Below are 24244 nucleotides of genomic sequence, written 5' to 3'. Positions count from 1 at the left end.
TCCGCCAGGGCCCCTGTTTCTCGTACCCGCTTGTTCCCGTACCGGCAGCCGGACCCGCTGAAACCGACACAGACGCTGACACCGACAGAACCGCTGGAGGACCCATGGCGCTGCCCGCGTCCCGCACCTACATCGACGTTCACATCCTGCAGACCGTGCCCCCGGCCAACCTCAACCGGGACGACCAGGGCAATCCCAAGGAGGCGTACTTCGGCGGAGTGCGCCGCTCACGCGTCTCCTCCCAGGCATGGAAGCGCGCCACCCGTACCCACTTCACCGAGCGCCTTCCCCAGCAAAACCTCGCCACCCGTACCCGTCGGATCGGCGGCGCGCTCGTCAGACAGCTCGTCTCCGTAACCGACCTGGAAGCCGAGGAGGCGACCCGTCTGGCGGGCGCCCTTCTGGAGCCCTTGAAGATCAGCGCAGGCAAGAAGGAGGGCGACACCGCCTATCTGTTCTTCTACGGCCGCCGCCAGCTCGATTCCGTCGCCGCCCTGGTCAAGGACAGGGCGGCCGAACTCATCTCCCTGGAAGACGAAGACCTGGCTGCTGAGATCAAGCAGTTGTCCGTCCAGAAGCAGTTCAGCTCCGGACACCCCATGGACGTCGCCCTCTTCGGGCGCATGGTCGCCGACATGCCGGCACTCAACGTCGACGCGGCCACTCAGGTCGCACACGCGCTCTCCACCCACGCGGTCGAGCTGGAATTCGACTACTTCACCGCGGTGGACGACGAACAGAAGAAGGGGGAGGAGACCGGCGCCGGCATGATCGGCACCATCGGCTTCAACTCCGCGACCCTCTACCGCTACGCGTCCGTCGGCCTGCATCAGCTTGTGGAGAACCTCGCCGACGAGGAAGCCGCAGTGACTGCGGTCGAGGAGTTCATGACCTCCTTCGCACGCTCCATCCCTTCGGGATACGGGAACTCCTTCGCGCACCGCACCCTGCCCAGCCTCGTCGCCGTCACCGTACGGTCCGACCAGCCCGTCAACCTCGTCTCCGCCTTCGAGGAACCGGTCACCGGATCCTCGGGAATCGCGGCTGCCTCCGCGACCCGGCTGGCCCACGAGCACGCCAGGGCCGTCAGGGCCTGGGGCGACACCCCCGCCTTCACCGCCCTGTGCCACACCTTCCCCACCACGGGCGACACCGCCGAACTGCTGGAGCACACCTTCGGCGAAGCACTCCCTTTCCCTCAGCTCCTCAGCGGCCTTCGCACCCATTTGACCGACACCCTCAAGCAGGCCGTCCGATGACGCCACCCCCCAACTCCACGCAAGCGCAGGCTTCCGCATCACCGCCCGCCCCTCCGGACGAGGGCCAAGCGGTACTGCTGCTCCGCCTCGCCGGCCCGCTCCAGTCATGGGGTTCACGTAGCGCCTTCAACCGTCGTGAGACCAACCCGGAACCCACCAAGTCCGGAGTGATCGGCCTGCTCGCCGCAGCCTCCGGACTCGCCCGCGAGGACGGGCTCGACGAACTCCTGCCCCTGCGCTTGGGCATCCGTGTCGATCAGCCCGGAACCCTGCTGCGCGACTACCACACCGTCAGCGACTACCGAGGCCGTCCGTTACCCCAGGCCGGTGTGAACGCGAAGGGAATTCAGAAGCCGACGTCCCCCGCCAAGAACACCCATGTGACCATTCGCTACTACCTCCAGGACGCGGTGTTCCTCGCCGCGGTGGCAGGCCCACGCCCTCTGCTCACCACACTCGACCTGGCCATCCGCGCGCCCGCGTTCCCCCTCGCTCTGGGGCGCCGCTCGTGTCCGCCCACTCAGCCGGTGTCCCTCGGTGTGCGCGACGGAGCCATCGATGACGTGCTGCGGGAGGAACCCTGGCAGGCGTCCCGACGAGCCCGCGAACAATACGCAGCCCAGCGGGGCCGAGAACGCAACCTGGGACGCCCCCTCCACCCGGCTCGGGTGGACCGCGCCGTCACAGTCGAGGATCCGAACGGGGACGACATCATCCACGATGTCCCCGTCTCCTTCCACCCGCACGCCCGTGGCTTCACGAGCCGACGCGTACGGCACGACTGGCTGAGCATCCCCACCGGCTTTCCCGGAACCCACGACGCCCCCGACGGTTCGGACGACGAAGCCGGACACGACCCCTTCGCCCTGCTGGGCTGGTGATCGACATGACCTATCTCTCCCGTATCCGCGTCAACCCGCTCCGGGCACAGAGCCGTCTGCTGCTCGCCAACCCCCGTGCCATGCACGGCGCCGTCATGGGCGGTGTCCCGGGTGCGGCAGGCAGCGAGCGAGTCCTGTGGCGGCTGGATGCCGACGATGCTCGTCGACCTCATCTGTTCGTCCTCACCAGTTCCAAGCCCGACTGGACACATGTGATCGAGCAGGCCGGGTGGCCCGACGCCGACGGGGAACACGCGGCAGTCCGCGACTACGCGCCCCTTCTTCGGCAGATTGCCGGCGGACGCGAGTTCGCTTTCCGCCTGACGGCCAGCCCCGTGCAGAACACCCAGTCACCCCACACCCCCACCCCCGCCCAGGCCGCCCGCTTGGCCGCCCGTACCGACAGCAAGCGCGAGCGCGGTTTCCGCCTAGGGCACCGCACCGCCGCCGCCCAACTCGGCTGGTTCCTCGACCGCACCGAACGCTGGGGCTTCGACATTCCGGCCTCCCGAAGCGACTCCCCGGCCCTCGGCCTCGACCAGCCGAGCCCGGACACCGTGCTCGACGCACAGGCGGCACCCCGGGACATCAACCCGCTCCGCGAAGTCCGTATCACCGGCCGGCAGCGCCACTCCTTCACCAAGGACGGCAAAGGCCCACGCGTCACCTTCCACAGCGCCACCTTCGAGGGGCGTCTCCGCGTCACCGATCCCACGGTGTTCACCACCCGCCTCCTGGAGGGGATCGGCCCCTCCAAGGCGTACGGCTGCGGCCTCCTCACCCTCGCGCCCCTCCCCGCACGGAAGGACTGAGCCATGGCCGAGCCCTGGTGGAAAGCCGACCCGCACGACCTGCACCGCATCGTGGACCGCGTATCCAGCGTCTACGTCGAGCGAAGCCACCTCGACCGCGACGAGAACGCCGTCGTCATCATCAACAAGCGCGAGACCGTGCGCGTGCCGGCCGCCATGATCGCCGTCATGCTCCTCGGCCCCGGCACCCGCGTCACCCATGGCGCCGTCCGTCTACTCGCCGACTCCGGCACCACGGTCTGCTGGGTCGGCGAACAGGGCGTACGCATGTACGCGGCCGGACTCGGCCCCAGCCGCGGCGCCGGCCTCCTCCACCGCCAGGCATGGCTCATCACACGCCCCAAGGAACGTCTGAACGTCGCCCGTGCCATGTACGGCATGCGCTTCCCCGGCGAAGACGTCTCCAAGGCCACCATGCAGCAGCTCCGGGGCCGCGAAGGCGCCCGCTTCCGCAAGCTCTACCAGGAACACTCACGCCGCAGCGGTGTTCCCTGGGACGGCCGCGTCTACAAGGCCGGAGACGCCTTCGCCGCGGGCGACGATCTCAACCGCCTGCTGTCCGCCGCCAACGCGGCCCTCTACGGCATCTGCCATGCCGTCATCGTCGGGCTCGGCGCGAGCCCCGGGCTCGGCTTCGTCCACACCGGATCGGCGATCTCATTCGTTCTCGACATCGCCGACCTCTACAAGGCCGAGTACACCCTTCCCCTCGCCTTCGACCTCGCTGCCCAAGGACTCACCGACGAACGGGATGCCCGCGTCGGCCTCCGCAACCAGATCGCCGAAACCAAGCTCCTCGGCCGCATCGTGCACGACGTAAAAGCCTTGCTGAATCCATCGGGCACGGATTTCGACACCCCGGAGACCAGCGAACTGTGGGACGAACGACTCGGATCGGTCGCAGCAGGAGTCAACTGGGCCGCCGACGCGCCGCACGACTGGGCGGGTGCCTCCCCCATGGCCGAACCCGCCGATCAAGCGAAACCGGATGGACCTGCCCCGCCGGAACTCACAGAGGCCGGCATGGGCGAGCAGCACATCACCATCATCGGACCAGAGTTCGAGGAACCGCCTTCGTCGGAGTCCGCACCATCACCGGAGGATCCGAACACTCCACAGCCCCCGAAATCGCCGGAACCTCCGGAGCAGACTTCGTGACCGTCATCGTCCTGATCGCAGCTCCCGACGGACTCCGGGGCCACCTCACTCGTTGGATGGTCGAAGTCGACGCCGGTGTATTCGTCGGCAACCCGAGCCGCCGTGTCCGCGACCGCCTCTGGGAACTCCTCGCCACGCGCATCGGCGACGGCCAAGCAGTCCTCGTCGAACCCGCCTCCAACGAACAGGGTTGGGCCGTCCGGACAGCGGGCCGGGACCGCTGGCGGCCAGTGGACTTCGACGGCCTGATCCTCTCGGCACGCAACCGGCGCTGACCATATGAACGTTTGATTTAAAGCCGCAGTTCGGTGGTCGCCCTCATCTTCATGCCCGGCGTAGTCTTTCGTTGAGATCTCGTCGGTATCCAAAAGATTCTTCTGACCCCGCATACGCGGGGATTGCCCTGGCCTGACGACTGGGCGTGCCATGTCACATCGGTTCTGGCCCCGCAGCGGCGGGGGTGATCTCTGCGACCAAGCCACGAAGGCCGTCCGCACTCAGAGTGCGGACGGCCTTTCGTGTGTCTCGTCGATCCCTTCTGGGCGTGCCTAACTGAGGGCAGCATCGTTGAGCATGGCGCCGGGGCGTAAAGACCCCGGTCGTCAGGCCCTTAAGTGACTCACGGAAAGGGGACAAGTCGTGCACCGCAGCTCCGCACGCTCCCTCTTGCGTAACGCCATCAGGATCACGAGGCGGCTCTTCCGCTGCGCTTTCAGCCGCATCCGGACCGCTATCAATCGGAGACGTCGCAGGGCATGCTTCGGTCAGATCCTTTTGGGAGCCTGCTATGGCGCTGGAACCAGCGCTGTCAGCGCCCTTGCTTATTGGGTGCAGAAGCATCTTTGACCGATCACGGGCCTTGACCACGGATTTCAGAGGAAGTCTCACGTGGTGAGTTTTACGAGTCTCTTGTAGCAGGTGAGGACTGCGGCAACGACCGGAAGAGCCGACGTCTGGCCATGGCCAGTGCCCTGAGCTGCCACAAGAAGCCGATGAACTTGCCACGTGAGACAACGTCTTAAGCTACTTCGCTGGGTAACGGCGAAGGGCGTCGTTACTGAGGTCGTGCCGCGTCTCGCTGAGGCCGGTATCTGGAGCGCTGGAGACGGGGTGTTTCAGGAGTACGGACGAGTATCTGCTTGCGTCACATGAGTGCAGACCGCCTCGAGGTTCTATGCATGGGAACCGCTCCGCCGCATCGGTTGAGGAGACGCTCGGCTCGCGCCAAATCTTCCGGCGTGTCTACCGCCACACCGTCGTCCAGGACAGGAACCATGTGTACGGCGTGACCGTGCTCGATGAACCGCAGCATCTCCACACCCTCGGCGCGCTCCAGGGGCCCCTGCTGGAGTTGTAGGAAGCGCTGGAGAGCTGGGCCGGTGAAGCCGTATAGACCCAGTTGGCGTAGGTACCTCGGGCGGTCTCCTTTGGGATAGGGGATGGGCTGGCGCGAGAACATCAGGGCCTCGCTGCGGGCCGTGACGACGACCTTGACGACGTTGTGGTCCAGGACGGCGCCGACGTCGACCAGCTCGGTGTAGGCGTTCACGGCGAAGGCGCCCGGCGGCCTGTACTCCAGGGCCTCGGAGACGTCGTCGATGGCGGTCGGCGAGATGAACGGCTCGTCTCCCTGGACGTTGATGTACCCCTCGGCAGGCAAGCGCTCGGCGACCTCCGCTAGGCGGTCGGTGCCGGTGAGGTGCTCTCCGGTGCGAATGCAGTCGATGCCCAGTTGGCGGCACGCCGCTTCGATGCGTTCGTCGTCGGTCGCCACGATGGCTCCGTCGAGGCGTTTGGTCTCCAGGCAGCGCTGGTGGACGTGCCAGAGCAACGGCTTGTCGCCGAGGAGGGCCAGTGGTTTGCCGGGGAAGCGCGAAGCGCCCCAGCGGCAGGGTATGACGGCGACGTGCCGGCGCGGACTGGCGCCGGTCGGTTTGGCTGTGGTGGCGGCCACGACGTCCTCCTGGTTGTCGGGTAAGAGCGGGGCTTCAGACGAGCTGGGCGAGCTTCGCGCGGACGGTGAGCGAGGCGGCGTTTGCGAACGGCCGCCACTGGTAGCCCTCGACCTCCTCTCCTTGAAGCGTCACCGCGTGTTCTGCCCCGAGTTGGAAAGCCCAGCGGAAGTCCACGTGGTGGTGGGCCGGCTCGTTCTTCGACGGGTTCGCGTCGATCGTGTGCTCGTCGATGTCGAGGGGAACGTTCTCGTAGCCGGCGAGGGGGACGACAGCGCTGGGCGGAATGCCGGCCTCCTCGTGCAGTTCGCGCAGGGCGGCGTCGCGCAGGTGCTGGTCAGTCGGTTCGTTGTGACCGCCGGGAGCCAGTAGTTTTCCGGACGCCTTGTGTGCGATGTGCAGCACGTGCCGTTCGCCGTTGATGAGGATGGCGCTGCAGGTTACGTGGGCGGGGAAGGTCTTACGGCTGGTGGAGGCGTCCGTACCGGCGAGCGCGGCGAACAGCAGGGTCAGGGAGTCACGTTCGTTCGGGTGACGGGCGAGGTGCGCCTCCGTGACGGCGCGGATGTGGTCGGTGGAGGGAGGCAACGAAGTCACCTTTCGAAGTGGCGGAGCCAGATTCTGGCGATGGTGTCGCGGTCGGCCGCCGGCATCTCGTACAGTCCGGGCTGGAAGCGGACGTGGCTGAGTGCGGCGGTGGCGGCGAGTATCTCGGCCTGGACGAGATGGATGTAGGCGCCGACGGCGGCGCCGTGCACGAAGTTGACTGCACCCCCGTCTGCGAGAACGTAGAAGTAGTGGCCGATGACCTCGTATCGCGTCAACTGGGGTCCGACGGGCTGGCGTTCGTAGAGGTCGTGGAGGCTGCCGAGTTCCAGTTCGTCCTCGGAAGAGGTCACCGATCCGAGGTACGCGCCGTTCCGCAGGGCGGCGAAATCCTCGTGCCGAAGGGCGAGATTGCCGGTGGCGCACAGGACGAGTTCCGCGTCGTGGACGGCCGCGGTGGTGGACGCGCTGGTGCGGAAGCCGAGGGAGTGCGCCTGTACCCGCTTCACCGGATCGTTGTCGTACACGGTGACGCGCAGGTCCTGGGCGCGCAGGGTTTGTGCGATGGCGCGGCCGATTTTGCCGAAGCCGATGACGCAGGCGTTGCGGCTGGTCAGGATGTCCCCTCGGGCGCGGACGAGGGCGTCGGTGGAGAACACGATCGACCGGCCGACGAGGTGGTCCTCGCAGTCCTTGAGCGGAGAGCGGGCCACGGACACGACCGGACACGGCAAGGAGCCGAGGGCCGCGTACCGCTGGTGACCGTTCTCGGTGTCCTCGACGACACCAAGGACGCGGCCGGAGAACTTGCTCACGAGAGTGTCGAGGCTGGCCGCGAAGTACCCGCCGATGTCCACCAGGACGACGTCCTGGCCGCCGGCCGTGTCCTCCAGGTAATCCAGGGCTTGCGCCTCGTCGGTGAACCGCTCCCGGGTCAGATCGTGGACCGGCAGGGTGCGCCGGACGGCGTCGAGGGTCGGCTGGTGGATCGACCGGGGCTTGGGCAGTACGGCGCCCACCGTGGACACCGCGGTCATGGCGCGCAGGAATGCCGGTCTTTCCGGGAGCAGGTGCGTGATGACCAGCGTCGTGATCGTTTCGCCGGTGGGGAACTGCGCGGTGATCTGCCGGAAGAAGGCGTCCAGCCGCGCTTGCTCGGGAGTTTCCACTACCACTCCTCTCGGGCTTCGAGGCGTAGGGTTACGCGGCCCGGCTGTAATCCGGAACCTGGGCAGCCAGCGCCTGCATGTGTGCGCGCAGCCCGCTGTGGAGGTCAATTCGCGGCTGCCATCCGAGGACTTCTCGGGCGCGGCCGGGGTCGGCGCGGGTGACGAGGACGTCACCGTTGCGCGCCTGGTCCTGGTGGAGCTGGATGTCGCGGCCGGTGAGGCTGGTGGCGATGTTGATCACGTCCAGCAGCGATGCGTTCGATCCGCCGCCGACGTTGATGGCGCCGTGGGCGGTCGGCACGACGGCGGCGGCGATCGTGGCTGCGACCACGTCGTCGATGTAGGTGAAGTCGCGACGCTGGTGGCCGTCTCCGTACAGACGCAGGGGTTGTCCGGTCAGGGCGGCGTGCAGGGCGCGATGGGTGAACATGTCGGCGCGCTGCCGGGGGCCGTAGACGGTGAAGTACCGCAGGGCGACGACGCTGGGGCCGCTGGGGCGCTCGGCGTAGGCGAGGCAGAGCTGTTCCTCGGCCAGTTTGGTCACGGCGTACGGGGAGGCGGGCTTCGGGCGGTCGGTCTCGAGGCTCGCTCCGCCCTCGGCCGGACCGTAGACGCTGGAGGAGGAGGCGACGACCAGTCGGGGGACGCCGATCCGGGTGGAGGCGTCGAGGACGCGGTGAGTGGCCAGCACGTTGGACGCGAGGTAGTCGCCGAACTGCGGTCCCCAGGAGGGCCGTACGCCGGGGATGCCGGCGAGGTGGAAGATCGCGTCCGCGTCGATCAGGAGAGGGCCGATCGCGCAGTGGAGGAGGTCGGCCGTGACGTGGTGGTATCCCGGGCGCCCCCGCAACGCAGCGAGGTTGGCGGCGGCCGTCGGGTCGGTGGACGGGTCTCGGCGGTCCACGCCGATCACGGTGGTGCCGGCCTGGACGAGGGCGTGTGCGAGGTGGGACCCGATGAATCCGGCGGAGCCGGTCACCACGGCCCGTCGAGGGGCAGCGTTGGTCGGGGGCTGCTCGTGCTGCGGCACGGGGATCTCCAGAGAGGTGTCGTCGAAGAAGAGGGTCAAGTGAGCCGGGACAGGACGGTTCTCCCGTGCGCGCTGAGAGTGGAGTCGCACTCCTGGTGGCCCTTGACCAGGGCCGTGGCCGCCTCGATGGCGCCGAAGGACTCCAGGAGGCGTCGCTCGGTGTCGTTCGGCGGCCGCCCGTAGCCGTCGAAGAAGGCGGTGCGGAGGTGGGGTGCGGCTTGCCAGCGCCGGAATTCGAGCCGGGCGAAGTCACGGACGCGGGCGTCGCGTCGCATGTGCTCGAAGTCGAAAATGCCGAGGGTGTCGCCTATCAACCAGTTACGCGGCTGGTAGTCGAGATGGCAGACCGCACTGTCCATGTGGCTGGTGCCCAGGATCGCCGCGTGGTGCTTCAGCAGGTGCTCCTCGGCCGCGTCGATCAGCGCAGCGTGGGCGGCCCGGTCGATCCACCACTGGAAGCGCTCGGCGAGTGCAGCGCCGACGGCACCGCCCTGGGGCATGGAGGTAGCCCGGTGCAGCCTGCCGAGCACGAGGCCGGCCTCGTGGTGGGCCAGTTCCTCCTCGGGTGAGCCCGGGGCCACGGTGTCCGCCCGGTCGCCTGTGAGCGCGGTGAGCAGCAGGGTGAAGGTGGCGTCGTCGCGGCCGACCAGCTCCGGCGCATGGCCGGTCAGATGGGTGCCCCACGCGCCGTAGGCACCGAGTTCTCCGGCGTACCGGTCCCGCTTCGCGTGCTGCTTGGCGATGAAGTGACGTCCGTCGTCGGCCACCAGGCGCATGACCCGGGGCGGAAGCAGGGGGGCCGGTGCGATCTCGACGGTGCCGAGGCAGTGGTGCGCCAGTCGGATCCGGGGGTCGTCCGAGGTCGCGATCACGGGGTCGGCTCCGGAGTGAGGAGGCTGAGGTGCTCGGTGTCGTTGTGCCGGTCGAGCATCCAGCGGTTCTGGCCCAGGCGGTTGCGGTGGTGTTGCCAACGGGTGATGGAGGCGTGGTTGTGGGTGAAGCCGGCCGGCGAGCCGATCGGGATGCCGAGCAGCAGGGTGTGTGCGGTGATCACCGTCTCACCGTGGGCCGCGAAGACGACGCGCTTGCCGTGGTTCTCTTCGATGAGCTGGTTCAGGTTCCTGCTGGCGCGCTTCAGGAACCCGTTCCAGGTGTCGGAGCCGGCGGCCCAGGGCGTGTCGGGATGCGCGTGCGGTCCGCCGTCGGCCGCCGTCTTCACCGCGTCCCAGGGTTGGCCGTCGGCATCGCCGTGGACCGGGCCGTCGAGACGGTCGTCGTGGCGCACCGGGATCTGGAGCGTCTGGGCGATGATCTCGCCGGTCTGGACGAGACGGATCCGCGGGCCGGTGTAGACGACGTCGAAAGGCTTCTTCAGGTGTTCGGTGGCCAGGCGGCGTGCGGCCTGTTCGGCTTGGGCGTACCCGAGGTTGGTCAGGCCGGTGCAGGCGCGCGGGCCCCCGACGAGGCCGTCGGCGTTGCACTGGGCCTGGCCGTGCCGGACGAAGATGAGTTCGGTGGTGATCATGAGGCTCCTCGGTGGCTGAAACGGAGGGGCAAGCTGTATCGGTAGCCGTTGCGGCCTACGTACGGGGCAGTGAGCACGGCGTGCAGGCCCAGGAAGCTGTCGAGCTGGCCTTGGTCCGTCGTGCCCAGCCGGGCGTCATGGCGTAGGGCTGCCGCGTTGTACGCGAGCAGGGCGGTTCTGACGGCTCGGTCCGAGAGCGGACCGTAGGTCAGGTGGAGTGTCGCGATGAGCTTGGCGAGGTCGTAGCCCATTGGGGCGAGGGACAGGTCGTCGGTGTCGACGGCGACGATGTCCTGCGTGCTGGTGACGATGAAGTTCCGCGGGTTGCTGTCCTTGTAGAAGGCCCACGGTCCCTGGGCGGTCGCTTCCAGCAGGCCGAGCATCGCGTGCAGGGCTGCCTTGTTCGGCAGGTAGCCCTGGTCGTGGCGTCGCCGTAGGGCGAGCTTCCGGGGGCCGAGGTAGTCGTCGAACGTCATGCCGTCCTGGAAGTGGTGCGGGGTATCCAGCGACGCGGACCGCAGGTCGCTGGCCCAGGCGGCACCGTGGGCGTGGCCCAGCAGTTCCGCCATGCGCGGGAGGTCCTCGGGGCGTACGGAGCGGCCCTCGATCCGTTCGAACGTCAGGGTGCCCGGTCCGGCGGTGTGGAGTGTCGGCTGCCGCAGCGGCTTGGCGTGCTCGGTGATCCACCGGTAGTGGCGCACAGCCGCCGCAGCGCGCTCCGGTGTGGCGTAGTGCTTGGTGAAGGGCGTGAGGGTCATGCCGGCCGTCCTTCGATCGGCTGGGCGACGACGAAGGTGATGCGGGACCGGGTGGTCAGCGGCTGGTCGGGAAGGAATTCGTGCAGGGTCGCGGCCAGGGCCCCGGGGTTGCCGTACAGGCCAGGCGCGAGGTCGTACTTGGGGTTGGTGGCCAGGTACTGAGCCGTATGGTCGTGGCCCTCGAAGGTGAAGACGTGCTCCTCGTCCAGGACGGCGATCACGTCGAGCGAGGAGGAGGCCAGGTCGGCGAGGTTGCCGCTGTGGACTGAGGTATAGAGGCTCTCGTGCTGGGCGGCTCGCGGATCGAGGCCGGCGGAGGCGACCAGCTGGTCCATCTCCTGGTAGCTGTCGACGCCCTTGGTGACGAGCACGGCCAGACCCCCGGGGGCGAGGACCCTGGCGATCTGCGCGACGACGTCCTCGGGGCGCGGCGAGTGGTAGAGGCAGAACGCGGCGACTACGACATCGCTCGACCCGGCGGGCAGCGGGAGGTCGTGGAAGTCGCCTTCGAGGAAGTCCACCGTGCTGTCGGGCAGCTCCTTGGCGCGCTCGCGGGCCTGGGCGAGCAGGGAGGAAGCGGCGTCCAGGCCGACGACGCGCTGCGGCCGGAGCTGCTCGGCGATGACGAGGCTGCTCGTGCCGCGACCACAGCCGATGTCGAGCACCACGCCGAGCCGGTCCGGCCTCGGGTGGTGAGTCTGCACGAGGGTGACGATCGTCTCGGGCACGGGGCGGCCGAAGGTCTTGGCACGCATCAGGGTGCTGGTCCGCCCGGCCAGCCGGGAGGCATGCCCGTACAGCTCCCGCTGCCGGGCGGGGTCCAGGAACGGGTTGGGCTCGTTCATGCCGCGGCCCCTGACTGGGGGCGCGGGCCGGTCAGGACTGCTCGGCGGCCACCTTCCGCAGCCAGCGGCGCGTCTGGCGCCGGTTGGCCAGCAGCACCACGTCGGCGCCGAAGCCGAACTCCTCGATCTTCGCCATCACGCGCGGCCGCATCTTGCGCCGGTACGTGGCGACGTACTTGATCACGCCCCAGTGGATGCGGTTGTGCACCCCGTTGCCCTTGTGCCCGGCACCGTGCCGGATCTGCCGGGAGAAGATCCCGTACAGCGCCGCCACGGTCGACACGTCCATCAGGACCACCGTGTCGCAGGCTTCGAGCCGTACCTGCAGCGTCGAGTTGTAGTTGCCGTCGATCACCCACCGCGGCTGCGCGACCAACTCGCGCTGCACGTCCGTGAACTTGTCCATGGGCAACGCGTTCCACTCGTCGTCGTAGAACGCGGCGTCCAGGTGCGTCACCGGGGCGTCGAGGATCGTGCCCAGCTCGCGGGCCACGTGGGACTTGCCGCTGCCTCCGCAGCCGACGATGGCAACCTTCTTCATGGTGCTCCAGCGTAGAGAGATTCGAGTGTTCGGCGGACCCATCCTCCGGGACACGCCCTGATGCTCTGGGCGCCGTGGCCTGTCGAGCGGTCTGCATCAGGCAGCTCCCCGCTCGGTCCTGGGGGCCTGGACGAGGCCGTGCATGACGGATTCCAGGGTGTTGACCTGTCTGTTCAAGCCGAACAGGCGCAGGCGGTCCACACACGCGGCGATCAGGTCGGCATGCTGCTCGGTGCCGGCGATCTCGCGCAGGTAGGAGAGGCGTTCGAGCACGTCGCTGCCGGAGTGCACGACCAGTTCCTGCGGGACGAACCGGTCAGCGAAGCGGATGTCCGCCGGGGCCAGCGGCAGACACCCGGCGAGTACGGCCTCGAAGATGCGCTGGGTCATCTGCCCGACGGCGGCGTACCGCTCAGGCAGCATGAGCACCGTGGCCAGGGACCGGCCGTAGACGCCGACGGCAGCCTCGAACGGGATCCGGCCCACGAAGCGGACGTGCGGCCAGCGGTCGGTCTTCGTCCACTTCCCGGCGACCAGGTGCTCGACGCGGGCGGCGGCCGGGGCGAAGAAGCGGTCGAAGGAATCGTCGCGGTCGTACTGGTTGCCCACGTAGCCGAGCACGAGGTCCCGCTGCTGCGCCGCGAGGGCCGTGGGGTCGGCCTGGGCGACGAGGTCTTCGGCCACGGGGAAGAGGAGAGAGCGCGCGCCGGGGGTCGGCGCGAGGGCGGCCTCGCAGACGCGGGTGTGGGCCGTACGGCGCCACACGCTCTCGGCGCGCAGGGTCCGGTCCTTGTCCCAGATCACGGTGGGCGTTCGGTGCCGGACCGTGTAGTGGTTGATGAGCTGTGCCTGCCGGTGGAGGTCGCAGGTGTGCCCCTCTGTTCCGCAGACCGTGGTGTTGCGCCCGGGGATCGCCCAGCGCCACTCCAGGAACAGGGCGTCGATGCCCGGGAGACCGTCGGCGAAGGTGTACGCGTCGCCGAGGTCGTCGCCGGCTTCGAGGCGATCGCGGTCTGCCTGCAGGAAGACGATCTCGTGACCGCAGGCGAGGAGGGCGTCGATGAAGGGGCGGCGGTGGCTGCGACCTCCGTCCGGGGTGTCGGTGACGCCGTTGCCGAGGAAGCCCCAGAAGCTGTATCCGATCTTCACTTGGTGATCCACCGCCCTTCGAGGAGCAGGGCGTCGAGTCCGGAGTTGGCCATGCAGTCCAAGGCCATTTCGGGTGTACCGCAGATCGGCTTGCCCTTGACGTTGAGGGACGTGTTGATCAGCACGGGTACGCCGGTCCGATGGCCGAAGGCGGTCAGCACCGCGTGCATGAACGGGTTCTGTGACCTGGTGACGGTCTGCAGGCGGGAGGTGCCGTTGGCGTGCACGATGGCCGGCACGCGCTCGCGCGTCTGCTCCGTCACCCCGGAGGCCATGGACATGTACGGCGCCGACTGACCGAGCGTGAAGAACTCGGCGGCGCGCTCGGCCGGGACCATAGGGGCGAAGGGCCGAAAGGATTCGCGGGACTTCACGGTGGCGTTCAGCCGCTCGACGACGCCGGGTTCCAGCGGGGAGGCGAGGATCGAGCGGTTGCCCAGGGCACGCGGCCCGGCTTCGACGCCTCCCTGGAACAGTCCGGCGATCGTGCCGTGGGCCAGCTGGTCGGCGAGGAACTCCGCGGACTCGATGCCCAGGGTCTTCTGGTGGAGGCCGGGCCAGGGGGTGAGGTCGAGGGGCTGGTCCTCGTAGGAGGGGCCGAGGTAGCAGTTGCGGGCGATGCCGACGACCGGGCGCGGGCTGCGCCCATTGACGTGCACAGCGAGGGCTGCCCCGATCGCGGTTCCGGCGTCACCCGGTGCCGGCGGGACGAATACCTCGTCGAAGACGCCAGCCTCGATGATCTTCCCGATGCTCACGCAGTTCGTGGCGACTCCGCCTCCCACGCACAGGCGCCGGGAGCCGGTGAGTACACGGGCGCGGCGGGCGAGGTGGACCATCACCTGTTCGGTCCGCTCCTGGAGGGCAGCCGCCAGGTCTCGGTGGACGTCGGTGAGCGGTTCGCTCGGGTGCCGCTCGGGGCAGGTCTCGGCGACGAACCGCCGGGATGTCCTCGGGTATCCCGACGTGAGGGTGCGCGTCGGGAAGTAGCCGGGGTCGATGCGGAAGCCGGTGACCGTCGTACGAACGGCTCTTGCGAACAGGTGGCGGAAGCGGGCGGGGTCACCGAGGGCGGCCAGAGCCATGACGGTGCCTTCCTCGTCGCCCCGCCGCCAGCCCAGGTGCTCGGTGACGGCGCCGTACACGTACCCGAGGGAGGCCGGGTCGTTGATCGCTTCCAGGGACTGGACGCGGGGGCGACGAGTGCCGTGGCCGTGGGCGATGGTGGTGGTCTGCCGCTCGCCGAGGCTGTCGACCACGAGTACGGCGGCTTCCTCCCAGCCGGAGGCGGCGAAGGCCGTGAGCTGGTGGGCTCGGTGGTGCAGGACCGGTGTGACGCGGGCCGAGGGGAACTGGCTGCCAAGCACGCGCAGCCGCTGCCGGGTCCGCAGAGCGACCTTGGCGAACCCCTGGGCGCGGGCCAGGCTCCGGTCGCGGGTCGTCGGCGAGATCGCCATGCACAGGGCGGCGGGCGACTCGGCGAGGTAGCGGGCGGGCTGGAAGTTGTAGGCGACGGCATGCACGTCGGTGGCGCGCAGCTTGGCCTGGTCGAGAAGCCACCCCACGGCGCAGGCCGGGTAGAGCTTGGTGTGCTTCTGCTCGGAGAGGCGCTCCTCCTCGACGAAACCGACGAGTTCACCGTCCACGAGAAGGGCGGCCGACGAGTCGTGGGTGTACGAGCACAGGCCGAGGACGATGGAAGGTGTGCGCTTCATGGCGGCGGTCACCTTGCCCCGGACGTCGCGGCGCGCTTGGCCGAGCGCCGCTTCAGCTCTCCGTACCAGGCGGTGAGGGCCTGACCGAGGGGTCCGTCGATCGTGTCGGCCGCGCGCCATGCCTGCTCGTGCTTGTCGTCCTTCCAGAGCCGGTAGCTGCGCAACGTCTCGGCCATCGCGTCCCAGCCGGGGTGGCCGGTCACGTCGCGGGCCTCGACCTGGGCGAGCAGGCTGGCGAAGCCCGTCCAGGGCGTACGCAGGTCGGGCATGATCGGGCTCGCCGAGAGCGAGGTCAGCGCGTCGGCCTGCTCGACGTGTTCGTCGTAGATGTGCATCGAGCCGACGTGCAGGTGGAACTCGCCCAGCTCCGCATCGAGCCACCCGGCGACCAGTTCGTGCAGCACGGTGTAGAAGAACACGTCGTACGGCATGCCGATCCACACGTCCTGGCCGCGCATCGTGGTCGCCATATGCAGGCGGCCGACGCGCAGGTGGAACCGGAAACCGAGGGTGCAGGGCACGTCCTTGTGCCCGGAAGAGTCCTGGACCGGGTCGTAGAGCTGGATCAGGGCCCGCCGGGAGTCGGGGTCCGCCTGGAGGATCTCCACGACGCGGGCCAGCTGGTCCACTTTGCCGGCCCAGTTCCGCATCCTGGGTCCGTACGCACCGAGGAGGACGCCGTCGTCGGCGTACTGCCGCAGCCGTTCGTTGTAGTCGAAGATCCACGAGGCGTCGGATCCGGACAGATGCCAGACCGTCTCGGCTACAGCGAAGGCCGGATTCACGATTCGGGACGGCGGGGCGTAGAGCAGGCGGGCGCGCGGCTGGGTGAGCAGCAGGTGGACGTCACGTACTTCGCGGGTCGCCATGCCCCGTGGGCTGACCTTCTCGCCGGACTTGGCCAGCGTGACAGCGCCGGCGAACAGCTCGGCCATGCTGTTGGCGGTGAGGTGTGTCATCGGACGGATACTCCTTCGTCCTGGGGCGACGCAGAGGCGCCCGCATTCTGGTGGTTGAAATCGGCGGCCTTTGGGACGGATGAGGCGCGGTCGGTGATGAGACGAGCGATCCGAGCCGCGCTGTCGCCACGCCACCGGCACACCGCGTCCAGGGACGCCTGCCTGATCGGCGTACGTGCCTTGCGTACGCCGGAGAGCACTTCGGCGACGTCACCGGGGTCTTCGCACCGGGTCGCGAGTCCGTGACCGGCCAGGTCCAGCGTGCGTTCGCCCGGCGGGCCGATTTCGAGTACCGGGACGCCGAGCAGCGCGGCTTCGATCCCGCATGTCGAGTACGCGCTCGCCAGGGCGTCAGCGCCGGCGAGGCAGCCTCGTGCCCCGACCCGGGGATCGGCCACCGCGACGGGCGGCCCGCCGTTCCGCTTCACCAGAGTGGCGAAGGCGTCGGCTCCCTGCGCCGGGTGTGGAGCGATGACGAGACCCCAGTCGCCTTCCGCCTTGCCGAGTCCGTCCAGGAGGAGGTCCGCATGGGACTTGAGGTGATCGGGGCTGAAGGGCTGGCAGGCCCACACCGCGATTCGGGCAGGCGCGCGGCGCTCCCCCCGAGCCAGCAGCTTCTCCAGATACCGCCGCTGCGCCTGGCGGCCCAGACCGGTGAGTACGTCGAAGCGGGGCTGTCCGAGTACGTGCACCTCGGCCTTGGGGTGACGCACCCACGCTCGCCCCAGAGCGAGGTCCCGGTCGCCCATGACGACGATGTCGCGGCTGTGCAGGGCCAACCAGGCGGCAGACTCCGCCGTCCACGCTCCGTGCTGGACGTGCACCGAGTTCGCGCCGTGTCGCTCGGCGGCGTGAGCGGCCAGCACGCCCAGGGGGCTGGTGTCGTTGCTCAGGAGGACGGTGTGCGGCCTGGTGGTCGACAGCATGTCGTCGAGCCAGCTCTCCGCTCGCACCAGGGTCCGCCATGACGGCTGGGTGCAGCCCCCGCTGGTCTCGAGTAACACGGACAAGAGCCTGACGAGCCGCGCGAGTTGAACACCGTGGACCCCTACGTGGACGAAGTGCTCGTCGTCGGGCGGGTGTAGACCCTCGGCGGTGCCGGAGAAGGTGAAGAGGTCGCTCGGAGCCGAGCGCAACTCGACGCCCGTGACCGATCCCGCGCCGCACCGCTCCGCGGGATCGGTGGCGAGATCGAGCAGGAGACTCTTCTGCCCGTCGCCCGCCAGTTCGGTGAGAACCGGCATCAGCGTGGCAGCGTGGCGGGAGGTCCACGACAGTGCCAGAACGTCCTGCCGTCCCAGGTTCAAGGGGAGTGGACTCGGCTCCGTGTCCGCCGTACCTGTCCGGGCGCGGTTGCGCAGCTGGGCGGAGCGGGTCGGGTTGTGCGGTGCCGCAGTTCCGAGCAGGTACGCGACGCCGGACCAGGTCACGGTGTAGGCCAGGTACTCACGCGAGCTGCTCGAACGCAGTCCCACGAGTCCCTCGTACGGGGCCAGGGCCATGGGCCCCGGTGCCGAGGCGAACGGCGCCCATGCGTTCAGGGCCAAGAGCTTGCGCACGATCTCGGCGACGAAGCGCCGGACGGGAACGTGCTGGACGTGGAGCCAGCCGGCTCCGCCCGGAGTGGAGGCCAGCGAGGCGCCGTAGCTGTCGAGGGCAGCCATGGCGTCCTCCACGCAGGCGCGCAGTTCCTGCCGGTCGACGGCCGTGGCTTCCAGTTCCGACGTGTGGATGTGGTCGGTTCTCACGTGCGCCAGGGCGCCGCTTCCGACGAGAGCCCATGTCGGCTTCCCGGCGAAGGCGGAACGAACCAGACCCAGACCACCGGTCGTGCGGGGAGTCACACCATGCTCCCCTCGACGAGCTGCTCGGCGGGACGAAGAAGGCGCAGCAGTTCCTTGGGCGAGGCGGCCGTCTCGGGTGCGGGAGCAGTGGGCTGCCCGTAACCCCATTCAGCGTGGATGAAGGCGACCCCAGCGCGTGCGGCCGACTCCTGGTCGACCGCCATGTCCCCCACGTAGACGGCAGCGGCGGGGTCGACTGCCAGATCGACCAGAGCGAGGAGAAGCGGATCCGGGGCCGGCTTCGTCCGGCCCGATCCTGCGGGGGTACGGATGGTCGTGAAGGGACATCCGAGGCGCGCGAGGAGCGGGGCCGCGCGGTCGACGTGCTTGGACGTCACCACACCCAGCCGCCAGTCGGCGGCCACGAAGGCGTGGAGCGTCTCGGCGATGCCGGTGAACTCCTGCGCGAGGTGCGCGGTGGCGACGGATTCCGCTTCGTACGTCCGGCGAACTGCCTCGGTGTCGGGCACGCCCAGTCGCCGCATGATGTCGCCGAACTCGCGCCCCAGGTGGCGCTCGTAGGAGTGAAACGGAAGGTCGATGCCGTGCAGCTCTTGGACTTTGCGCCACGCCTTCCGCATCACCGGACGGGTGTCGAGTAGGACGCCGTCGAGATCGAGAAGAAGAGCGCGCGACGTGCTGTCGCTGGTTGGGATGCTGCGCGTGGGCGGAGCTGGTGGCGATTCCGGAACGGGAACGGTCATGATCGTCCTTCTCGTCAGGGATGGCATCCGTGCTTCAGAGCGCCGAAAGCGGGTCGAGTTCGCACTCGGAGTACTGGTCCGGTCCGTCGGCATCCTCGAAAACCGCATTGAGCAGGGCCACATGTATGCGGTCGTGCTGGCCTCGGGACTGCAGAGCACGTCCGTGGCCGAGGGGGTAGTACACGCCTTCACGGCCGTGGGGTCCTTCATGAAGTTCTTCGCGTCCTGCCGCAGCACGGCCGGTGTGAACACACCGAGGTCGAGGCCGGTGCGCCAGAGCTCAAGCCACTACTGGCACATCGGAAGAGGACCCGATTTCTCCTCCTTGACGTGATCAGGATGGTTGCGCACCCGAGTCGGATTCACGGGGTTTCAATGCGTCGAAGCCAAGGTTGGCCGCGTCGTGCGGCAACTTGGGGGTGCCTCCGTATGGATGGGGATGACCGCGTATGTAGTCCGGCCGCCGTCGGCCACGCCCCACCGAAGTGACACACACGCGACGAGGAGCAGTCCTCGCCCGCCGTGGTCGTTGGCACCGGTACGTCGCCGTCTGGCCGGGGCGCAGCTGCCGTCCTTGACCTCGATCAGGAGCTGGTAGTTTTCGTGCCGCACCCGCAACAGAACATCCCCAGAGCCGTGGTTGATCGCGTTGGTCACCAACTCTGAGACGACGAGCAGGGCGTCTTCCGCCGTGCCGTCCGGCAACGCCCACTGCCTCAGCATGGTGGCTGTGGTGCCTCGCGCTTGAGCGACGTGGACACTTGCCGGCTCCATGACCATCTCGAAGACGTCAGACGTCAGCGGAAACACCGAGGGTGGGGTGCCGACGACGGTGATCCCGCCGGCGTTTCTCTCAGATCGGGGCGACGGTGCTGCCCGGTGCGTGGTCATGTGCCCATCGCACCGCGGCCTCGGGATTCGGAACAGGGGAAACCTGAGGGGGAAAAACTTGTCAAGGGGGGAAAAGTAGCGGCGAGTTGGGGAGAGGATTGGGTTGCCCCCACCGATAGAGGTCAGACTCATGGCAGCAGATCCGTTCGCCGAGCTACTCCGTAAGCTGCGTCGTAACGCGGACCGATCGCAGGACGAGCAGGCGGATGCGATCAACGCGGCTTCCGGTCGGGCGACGGTGACTCGCCGAGAGGTGAGTCGGTACGAGAACGGCGAGAACGTCCCTACAAATCACACACTGGGACATATCGCCGCCGCCTGTGGCGTCCCGTTGGATCTGCTGCTGCACGAGGCGAAGGCCGCCCGAGCCAGGCGGCGGCGGAGGGACGAGGTTGAAGGGGAGAACCTGGACGACGTGAAGCGCCGAACGCTGCTGGGGGGTGCCGTCGTGGGTGCAGCCGCGGCTGCTGAGCCGTGGGGTCGACTCGCCTACGCACTCAGCAAGGGGGCCAGGATCGACCCCGAGTCGGCGGGCGTGCTCATCGATCACGCGGCCCGGTTGCATGTGGACGAGCTGAGCGAAAGCGCGCGCAGTCTGCAGAATCGGGTTGAGTCGCACCTGGACGCGATCACCGCGGCTCTTCCCCGTGCCGGCACTCATGAGCGAGCGCTGACCATTGCAGCGGGGGAAACCGCAGCTCTTGCCGGGTGGGTCGCTTGGGATCTTGGAGAGCATGACAAGGCTGCCGCCTATTACGGGGTGACCTCGCAGTGCGCGAAGACGGCCGGGCATCCCCCGCTGCGCGCCTTGGCGCTGGGCTACGCGAGCTACGGTGCCGCCACTCCGGCCAAGGCGCTGGAGATGCTGTCTCAGGCAGCTCAGGATGTGCGCGGGCGCGGTAACGCGACCGCCGCGGCGTGGGCCTTGGGACGGTACGCGGAGGAAGCGGCACAATCAGGGGATGACGCCGGCGCTCTCCGAGCCCTGGAACAGGCCCGATTCGCTTACGACTTCGCCGACCATGGGAGTGAGCAGGCGTGGGTCCGTTTCGTGACGCCGTACCGTATGGACTCATTGACGCTCTCGGTGTACGGCGAACTCAAGCGCCAAGAGCTGACGGCCACAGCCGACTCCGCGGTCGAGCGTCTGGGTAAGGAGCTGCCCGACTCCGGAGTGGTTGTCCTCGGGGACTTGGCGTCTGCCCTTCTGCGCGGTGGCGACGTAGACCGCGGGGCCTACGTCGCGCACCAATTTGCTGCGGCAGCGGAGTCCAAGCCGAACACCATGGGGCGTCAGCGGGCGCAGGCCATCGTCGCCTGGCTCCCCGACACAGAGCACGATCTGGCCAGCCATCTGCTGGCGTTCGCGTCGTGAGCCGTCCTGGCGTGCAGGCTCGAAGAGGGCGAGGCACTGGGTGGCGTGCCCGCCCTCCTACTGCGGGTGCGTCTCGTCGACCACCCAGGACAGGTACGCCTCCGACCCTCCGGTCACGGGGAGCGTGACCCACTGGGGGACGTCATACGGATGCTTCTCGTGCAGCCACGCCTCCAGTGCTGGGAGGCGGTCCGCTGACGTCATGTACGAGATGCGCCACTCCTGCGCCGCTTCGACCTTGCCCTTCCACCAGTAGAAGGCGGTGATGGGCGCGTCGATGTGAACGCCCGCTGCCAGCTTGCTCTCAACCGCGCCGCGGGCGAGAGCCTTCGCCTGATCTTCGTTGTCACTGGTCGTCTGCGCGATCACGATTTCGTGGTCCATGCGGCTACCTCTCCAGCTGGGGTACCGCGACCCTATACAGACGTTTGACACAGGCCGGCGGGTGGTAGTCACCGGGTGCGTGTCATGCACTTCGGACACCCAGGGGATGAGCCCCACGTCGGCGCTGTAAAGGCCCCGCAACATGGCGTGGCTTCGGCCCAGAAGGGGTGGCGACCCTTGCTCCATCACGAGACGTCATCCCGGTCGGGGCACGCCGAAAGGCCGAACAGCGGTGTGACGCAGAGACCCGAGTCAGACGGAAGTACAGGTCATGGTTGGCGTCTCGACCTTCTAGAGAGTCGTCGGCCCGGTCGGGCTGCCGGTGCCGGTGCGATGGGGACGCCGAGGGTGGCGTTTGCTCTGGTGAACAGCTCTGCGACCCGGCGTAGTCGCCATACGAGTACGTCGCTTACGGAGTCCTCCGTGCCGAGTTCCCGTCGTGCCGCGGCGTCGGTCAGGAGGGCTGCCGGGTCGTGGCCGGCTGCTCCGACGTCGGTGAGGGTGGCGGCGAGGGCGTACCAGCCCGGCTCGGCGAGGATCCTGCTGGCCAGTTCTGGTACGGCCTCGTGCACCACCGTGCTCTGCTGGTTCAGCCGGGTGCGGCTCAGTTGTCGGCCGCGCCGGTACATGCTGTCGAGGGGTTGGGCGGCGGCGGTCTGGTAGGCGGCGCGCAGGTGTTCCGCAGCGCGGTGTGCGGCGGCAGCCTGCTGGGCGTGGCCCTTCTGGGCGTGCCAGTGGCCGGCCGTGGTGATGAGGAAGAACAGCATGTCGATCGCCATTGCTGTCGTCGCGCCGTCTTCGCCGCGGCCGAGGGCGGGGCCGCCGTGGACGAGGTCGCGGGCGGCCTGGCGCAGGGCGCGGTCGTGTCCGCGCTCGGGGCGGACGTGGGAGCGGGAGGCCCGCTCGAAGGCCCGGGCGGCGTCGCGCAGTGCGGGGCGGGTGTGGGCGGCGGACGTCTGCGCCAGTGCGTCGAGGACCTCACCGGCTGCGGCGATGTGTCCGGCGGCCAGCGTGTCCTCACCGTGCTCGACGACCAGGATGGCCTGCCAGGCGGCGGTGGCGGTGCGGCGGCGGGCGGCAGCTGGGGTGGGCGATGTCTTGCGTCCGGTCGGGTCGGTCGGGCTGGGGGAGGTGGCAGCGTCTCGGGCGGGGACGTCAGTGGTCCAGCGTTCTCGGATGCGGGGGAGGGACAGGTCCGGCGCGAGGCGTGCGCCGGGGTAGAAGACGGGTTGGCCGTCCTTGTTACGGTCGTCGGGGAGGGCGACCTTGTAGCCGAGCAGGTCGCCGGAGGGCGCGGCTCGCTTGCGGATGAGCAGACCGGCGGCGGCCAGCCGGTCGAAGAACTCCTCCTCGCCTGCTGTGCCGGCCACCGCTCGGCGTACCGTCTCGCGCAGTTCCTCCCGCGCGGTGCGTTCCCGACCCAGGCGTTGAGCCTTGTGGCGCTCGGCGCTGGTGGGCCGCTGGGCGGCGGTACCGTCGCCGGGTGTGACCCGGTGCAGGCCGTACTCCTTCTCGATCAGCCGACATTCGGCCTGGGCGCGTTTGCCGGAGCGGTAGTCGTCGGGCCGACTGCCGTCCTCGCAGACCAGGGTGGCGATGATGTGGATGTGGTCGTCGGCGTGGCGCACGGCGGCCCAGCGGCATCCGGGACGGCCGTCACCGGGGTCGATGCCGGTGGCGGCCACTATGCGCCGGGCGATCTCCCCCCACTCCTCGCCGCTGAGTATCCGGTCGTCCGCCGTCGCGCGCACAGAGGTGTGCCAGACGTGCTTGGCGGGGCGGCCGTGCTTCGGCAGCGCATGGACGGGCTGGTCGAGCACGGCTTGAAGGTCCTTGAGCGTGGCGTTCGGGGCCCGGCCAGGATCGGGGGACATGCCGTCGAAGGAGGCGACCAGGTGAGGATCGGTGTGCTCCTCTCGTTTGCCGGGGTCGTAGAGGTAGGTGAGCAGGCCGATCGTCCGGGAGCCGGGTGCGTGTACACGGGGGATCACGAAATGCGCCGCTCGATCAGCCGGGTACAGGCGTCGTGGTTAGCGTCGGCGGCGTGCCGCGCGGCGGCGATGGCTGCCCAGAGTTGTGGGGTGGGCTCGGCACCGGAGTTGAGGGCCTTGACCGCCTGGTTGAGGTTGCTGCCGATCCAGCCGAGCTTGCGACGGCTGTCGAACAGGGCGGTGATCACTTCTCGCTCGTCGGCTATTTCTGCGCTGGTGCGGTCAAGGTCATGGGCGGCGGCGAGGGCGGCGCGGGCGAGGAAGCCGGCAACGGACAAGTTGCAGCGGGCGGCGGCAGACTTGATCACGGCGAACTCTTCGTCGTTGAAGCGCGTGTTGGGCTGGTGCAGGCGCTTCTTATCGCGCGGCTGACGTGGACGCTGACGGGCACGGGTGGCGCGCTCGCGGTGACTGCGGCGCTCGGTCTGCTCCTTCTCCTGCCCCGGCTTCGATCCGCCCTCGGTCGAAGCCCGAACCTGCACCTCCCGGTGCAGGTCCCAACTTGCTCCGCCTGGCGCTGGGATGGCCGTGCTGTGCTGCTCGTCGTCGGGAGTCTGCGGATGCGGTTGATGCATGGAGTCCTCCGAAGGGTGTCTGTGCTGGCGGTGAAAGGCGCGAGGGTGTGGGGGCGGGCGGGACGGTCCTTGGGTGGCCGGCGGTATCACGGGGCTCAGGGACTGCGGCCCCCACTGCACTCCCCACTGCGTTTCTCAAGGCGCGGGCACGAGGGGACCGCGGCGCCAGCCCGGTCCCCGT

Annotated in this window: 25 protein-coding genes; 7 read left to right on the top strand and 18 right to left on the bottom strand. The window is 68.8% G+C overall.

Annotation, left to right across the window (positions count from 1 at the left end; all coding sequences use genetic code 11):
• The first annotated feature begins 104 nt into the window (after positions 1 to 104).
• The 5 genes from cas7e to cas2e are packed head-to-tail and all read left to right on the top strand — an operon-like array spanning position 105 to position 4385.
• On the top strand, positions 105 to 1259 hold the full coding sequence (gene cas7e, locus AB0P17_RS22520) for a type I-E CRISPR-associated protein Cas7/Cse4/CasC (RefSeq protein ID WP_365813562.1): 1155 nt from the start codon (positions 105 to 107) through the stop codon (positions 1257 to 1259).
• Positions 1256 to 2140 carry a type I-E CRISPR-associated protein Cas5/CasD gene (gene cas5e / locus AB0P17_RS22515; RefSeq protein ID WP_365813560.1) on the top strand — a complete coding sequence of 295 codons (885 nt, stop codon included), beginning with the start codon at positions 1256 to 1258 and terminating at the stop codon, positions 2138 to 2140. Before cas7e ends, cas5e begins: the two co-directional genes overlap by 4 nt.
• Positions 2141 to 2145: 5 nt before the next feature.
• On the top strand, positions 2146 to 2952 hold the full coding sequence (cas6e, locus tag AB0P17_RS22510; RefSeq protein WP_365813611.1) for a type I-E CRISPR-associated protein Cas6/Cse3/CasE: 807 nt from the start codon (positions 2146 to 2148) through the stop codon (positions 2950 to 2952).
• Positions 2953 to 2955: 3 nt separating this feature from the next.
• Positions 2956 to 4110 carry a type I-E CRISPR-associated endonuclease Cas1e gene (gene cas1e / locus AB0P17_RS22505; RefSeq protein WP_365813559.1) on the top strand — a complete coding sequence of 385 codons (1155 nt, stop codon included), beginning with the start codon at positions 2956 to 2958 and terminating at the stop codon, positions 4108 to 4110.
• Positions 4107 to 4385 (top strand): type I-E CRISPR-associated endoribonuclease Cas2e, encoded by a 279-nt coding sequence (gene cas2e / locus AB0P17_RS22500; RefSeq protein WP_365813557.1) that lies wholly within the window; start codon positions 4107 to 4109, stop codon positions 4383 to 4385. Before cas1e ends, cas2e begins: the two co-directional genes overlap by 4 nt.
• Before the next feature lie 869 nt (positions 4386 to 5254).
• Here cas2e and AB0P17_RS22495 read toward each other — a convergent pair.
• The 14 genes from AB0P17_RS22495 to AB0P17_RS22430 form a co-directional block, all read right to left on the bottom strand.
• Positions 5255 to 6064, bottom strand: coding sequence for a 3-deoxy-manno-octulosonate cytidylyltransferase (locus AB0P17_RS22495; RefSeq protein WP_365813555.1), 810 nt, complete (start codon positions 6062 to 6064; stop codon positions 5255 to 5257).
• A gap of 34 nt (positions 6065 to 6098) precedes the next feature.
• Entirely contained in the window at positions 6099 to 6659 is a 561-nt protein-coding gene (locus tag AB0P17_RS22490; RefSeq protein WP_365813553.1) for an NUDIX domain-containing protein, read from the bottom strand.
• Positions 6656 to 7777, bottom strand: a complete 1122-nt coding sequence (locus tag AB0P17_RS22485; protein ID WP_365813551.1) for an adenosylhomocysteinase — start codon at positions 7775 to 7777, stop codon at positions 6656 to 6658. Before AB0P17_RS22485 ends, AB0P17_RS22490 begins: the two co-directional genes overlap by 4 nt.
• A 31-nt stretch (positions 7778 to 7808) precedes the next feature.
• Positions 7809 to 8846 (bottom strand): NAD-dependent epimerase/dehydratase family protein, encoded by a 1038-nt coding sequence (locus AB0P17_RS22480; protein ID WP_365813549.1) that lies wholly within the window; start codon positions 8844 to 8846, stop codon positions 7809 to 7811.
• Positions 8843 to 9679 (bottom strand): aminoglycoside phosphotransferase, encoded by an 837-nt coding sequence (locus AB0P17_RS22475; protein ID WP_365813547.1) that lies wholly within the window; start codon positions 9677 to 9679, stop codon positions 8843 to 8845. The genes AB0P17_RS22480 and AB0P17_RS22475 overlap by 4 nt, the downstream gene beginning before the upstream one ends.
• Entirely contained in the window at positions 9676 to 10332 is a 657-nt protein-coding gene (locus AB0P17_RS22470; RefSeq protein WP_365813544.1) for a histidine phosphatase family protein, read from the bottom strand. The genes AB0P17_RS22475 and AB0P17_RS22470 overlap by 4 nt, the downstream gene beginning before the upstream one ends.
• Positions 10329 to 11090, bottom strand: coding sequence for a phosphotransferase (locus AB0P17_RS22465; protein WP_365813542.1), 762 nt, complete (start codon positions 11088 to 11090; stop codon positions 10329 to 10331). The genes AB0P17_RS22470 and AB0P17_RS22465 overlap by 4 nt, the downstream gene beginning before the upstream one ends.
• On the bottom strand, positions 11087 to 11935 hold the full coding sequence (locus AB0P17_RS22460) for a class I SAM-dependent methyltransferase (RefSeq protein ID WP_365813540.1): 849 nt from the start codon (positions 11933 to 11935) through the stop codon (positions 11087 to 11089). Before AB0P17_RS22460 ends, AB0P17_RS22465 begins: the two co-directional genes overlap by 4 nt.
• Positions 11936 to 11966: 31 nt before the next feature.
• The gene (locus tag AB0P17_RS22455; protein ID WP_365813538.1) at positions 11967 to 12476 is read right to left on the bottom strand and encodes a topology modulation protein; all 510 of its coding nucleotides are present in this window, start codon (positions 12474 to 12476) and stop codon (positions 11967 to 11969) included.
• Between the two features lie 96 nt (positions 12477 to 12572).
• The gene (locus tag AB0P17_RS22450) at positions 12573 to 13625 is read right to left on the bottom strand and encodes a hypothetical protein (RefSeq protein WP_365813536.1); all 1053 of its coding nucleotides are present in this window, start codon (positions 13623 to 13625) and stop codon (positions 12573 to 12575) included.
• Positions 13622 to 15340, bottom strand: a complete 1719-nt coding sequence (locus AB0P17_RS22445) for a carbamoyltransferase C-terminal domain-containing protein (RefSeq protein WP_365813533.1) — start codon at positions 15338 to 15340, stop codon at positions 13622 to 13624. The genes AB0P17_RS22450 and AB0P17_RS22445 overlap by 4 nt, the downstream gene beginning before the upstream one ends.
• Positions 15341 to 15348: 8 nt before the next feature.
• Positions 15349 to 16299, bottom strand: coding sequence for a thymidylate synthase (locus AB0P17_RS22440; protein ID WP_365813531.1), 951 nt, complete (start codon positions 16297 to 16299; stop codon positions 15349 to 15351).
• A complete protein-coding gene (locus tag AB0P17_RS22435; protein WP_365813528.1) occupies positions 16296 to 18047 on the bottom strand; it encodes a hypothetical protein in 1752 nt (583 codons plus the stop codon). The genes AB0P17_RS22440 and AB0P17_RS22435 overlap by 4 nt, the downstream gene beginning before the upstream one ends.
• Positions 18048 to 18139: 92 nt before the next feature.
• Positions 18140 to 18847 (bottom strand): HAD-IA family hydrolase, encoded by a 708-nt coding sequence (locus AB0P17_RS22430; protein ID WP_365813526.1) that lies wholly within the window; start codon positions 18845 to 18847, stop codon positions 18140 to 18142.
• Here AB0P17_RS22430 and AB0P17_RS22425 point away from each other — a divergent pair.
• A complete protein-coding gene (locus AB0P17_RS22425) occupies positions 18780 to 19181 on the top strand; it encodes a hypothetical protein (protein WP_365813613.1) in 402 nt (133 codons plus the stop codon). The genes AB0P17_RS22430 and AB0P17_RS22425 overlap by 68 nt on opposite strands.
• Before the next feature lie 38 nt (positions 19182 to 19219).
• Here AB0P17_RS22425 and AB0P17_RS22420 read toward each other — a convergent pair whose 3' ends face one another.
• Positions 19220 to 19738, bottom strand: coding sequence for an ATP-binding protein (locus tag AB0P17_RS22420; protein WP_365813524.1), 519 nt, complete (start codon positions 19736 to 19738; stop codon positions 19220 to 19222).
• 130 nt (positions 19739 to 19868) lie between these two features.
• Here AB0P17_RS22420 and AB0P17_RS22415 point away from each other — a divergent pair, with 130 nt between their 5' ends.
• A complete protein-coding gene (locus tag AB0P17_RS22415; RefSeq protein ID WP_365813522.1) occupies positions 19869 to 21113 on the top strand; it encodes a helix-turn-helix transcriptional regulator in 1245 nt (414 codons plus the stop codon).
• Between the two features lie 57 nt (positions 21114 to 21170).
• On the opposite strand, the gene cutA is transcribed toward AB0P17_RS22415, so the two are convergent.
• The 3 genes from cutA to AB0P17_RS22400 form a co-directional block, all read right to left on the bottom strand.
• A complete protein-coding gene (gene cutA, locus AB0P17_RS22410; RefSeq protein WP_365813520.1) occupies positions 21171 to 21497 on the bottom strand; it encodes a divalent-cation tolerance protein CutA in 327 nt (108 codons plus the stop codon).
• 269 nt (positions 21498 to 21766) lie between these two features.
• Complete coding sequence (locus AB0P17_RS22405) at positions 21767 to 23488, bottom strand: relaxase/mobilization nuclease domain-containing protein (RefSeq protein WP_365813518.1); 1722 nt, start codon at positions 23486 to 23488, stop codon at positions 21767 to 21769.
• A complete protein-coding gene (locus AB0P17_RS22400) occupies positions 23485 to 24063 on the bottom strand; it encodes a hypothetical protein (RefSeq protein WP_365813516.1) in 579 nt (192 codons plus the stop codon). The genes AB0P17_RS22405 and AB0P17_RS22400 overlap by 4 nt, the downstream gene beginning before the upstream one ends.
• Between the last annotated feature and the right edge of the window lie 181 nt (positions 24064 to 24244).

This window comes from Streptomyces sp. NPDC088124, assembly GCF_040685895.1.
In the GTDB taxonomy this organism is placed as follows: Bacteria; Actinomycetota; Actinomycetes; order Streptomycetales; family Streptomycetaceae; genus Streptomyces.
Note: the sequence above shows the minus strand (reverse complement) of the source record. Positions and strands in the feature narration are given on the sequence as shown.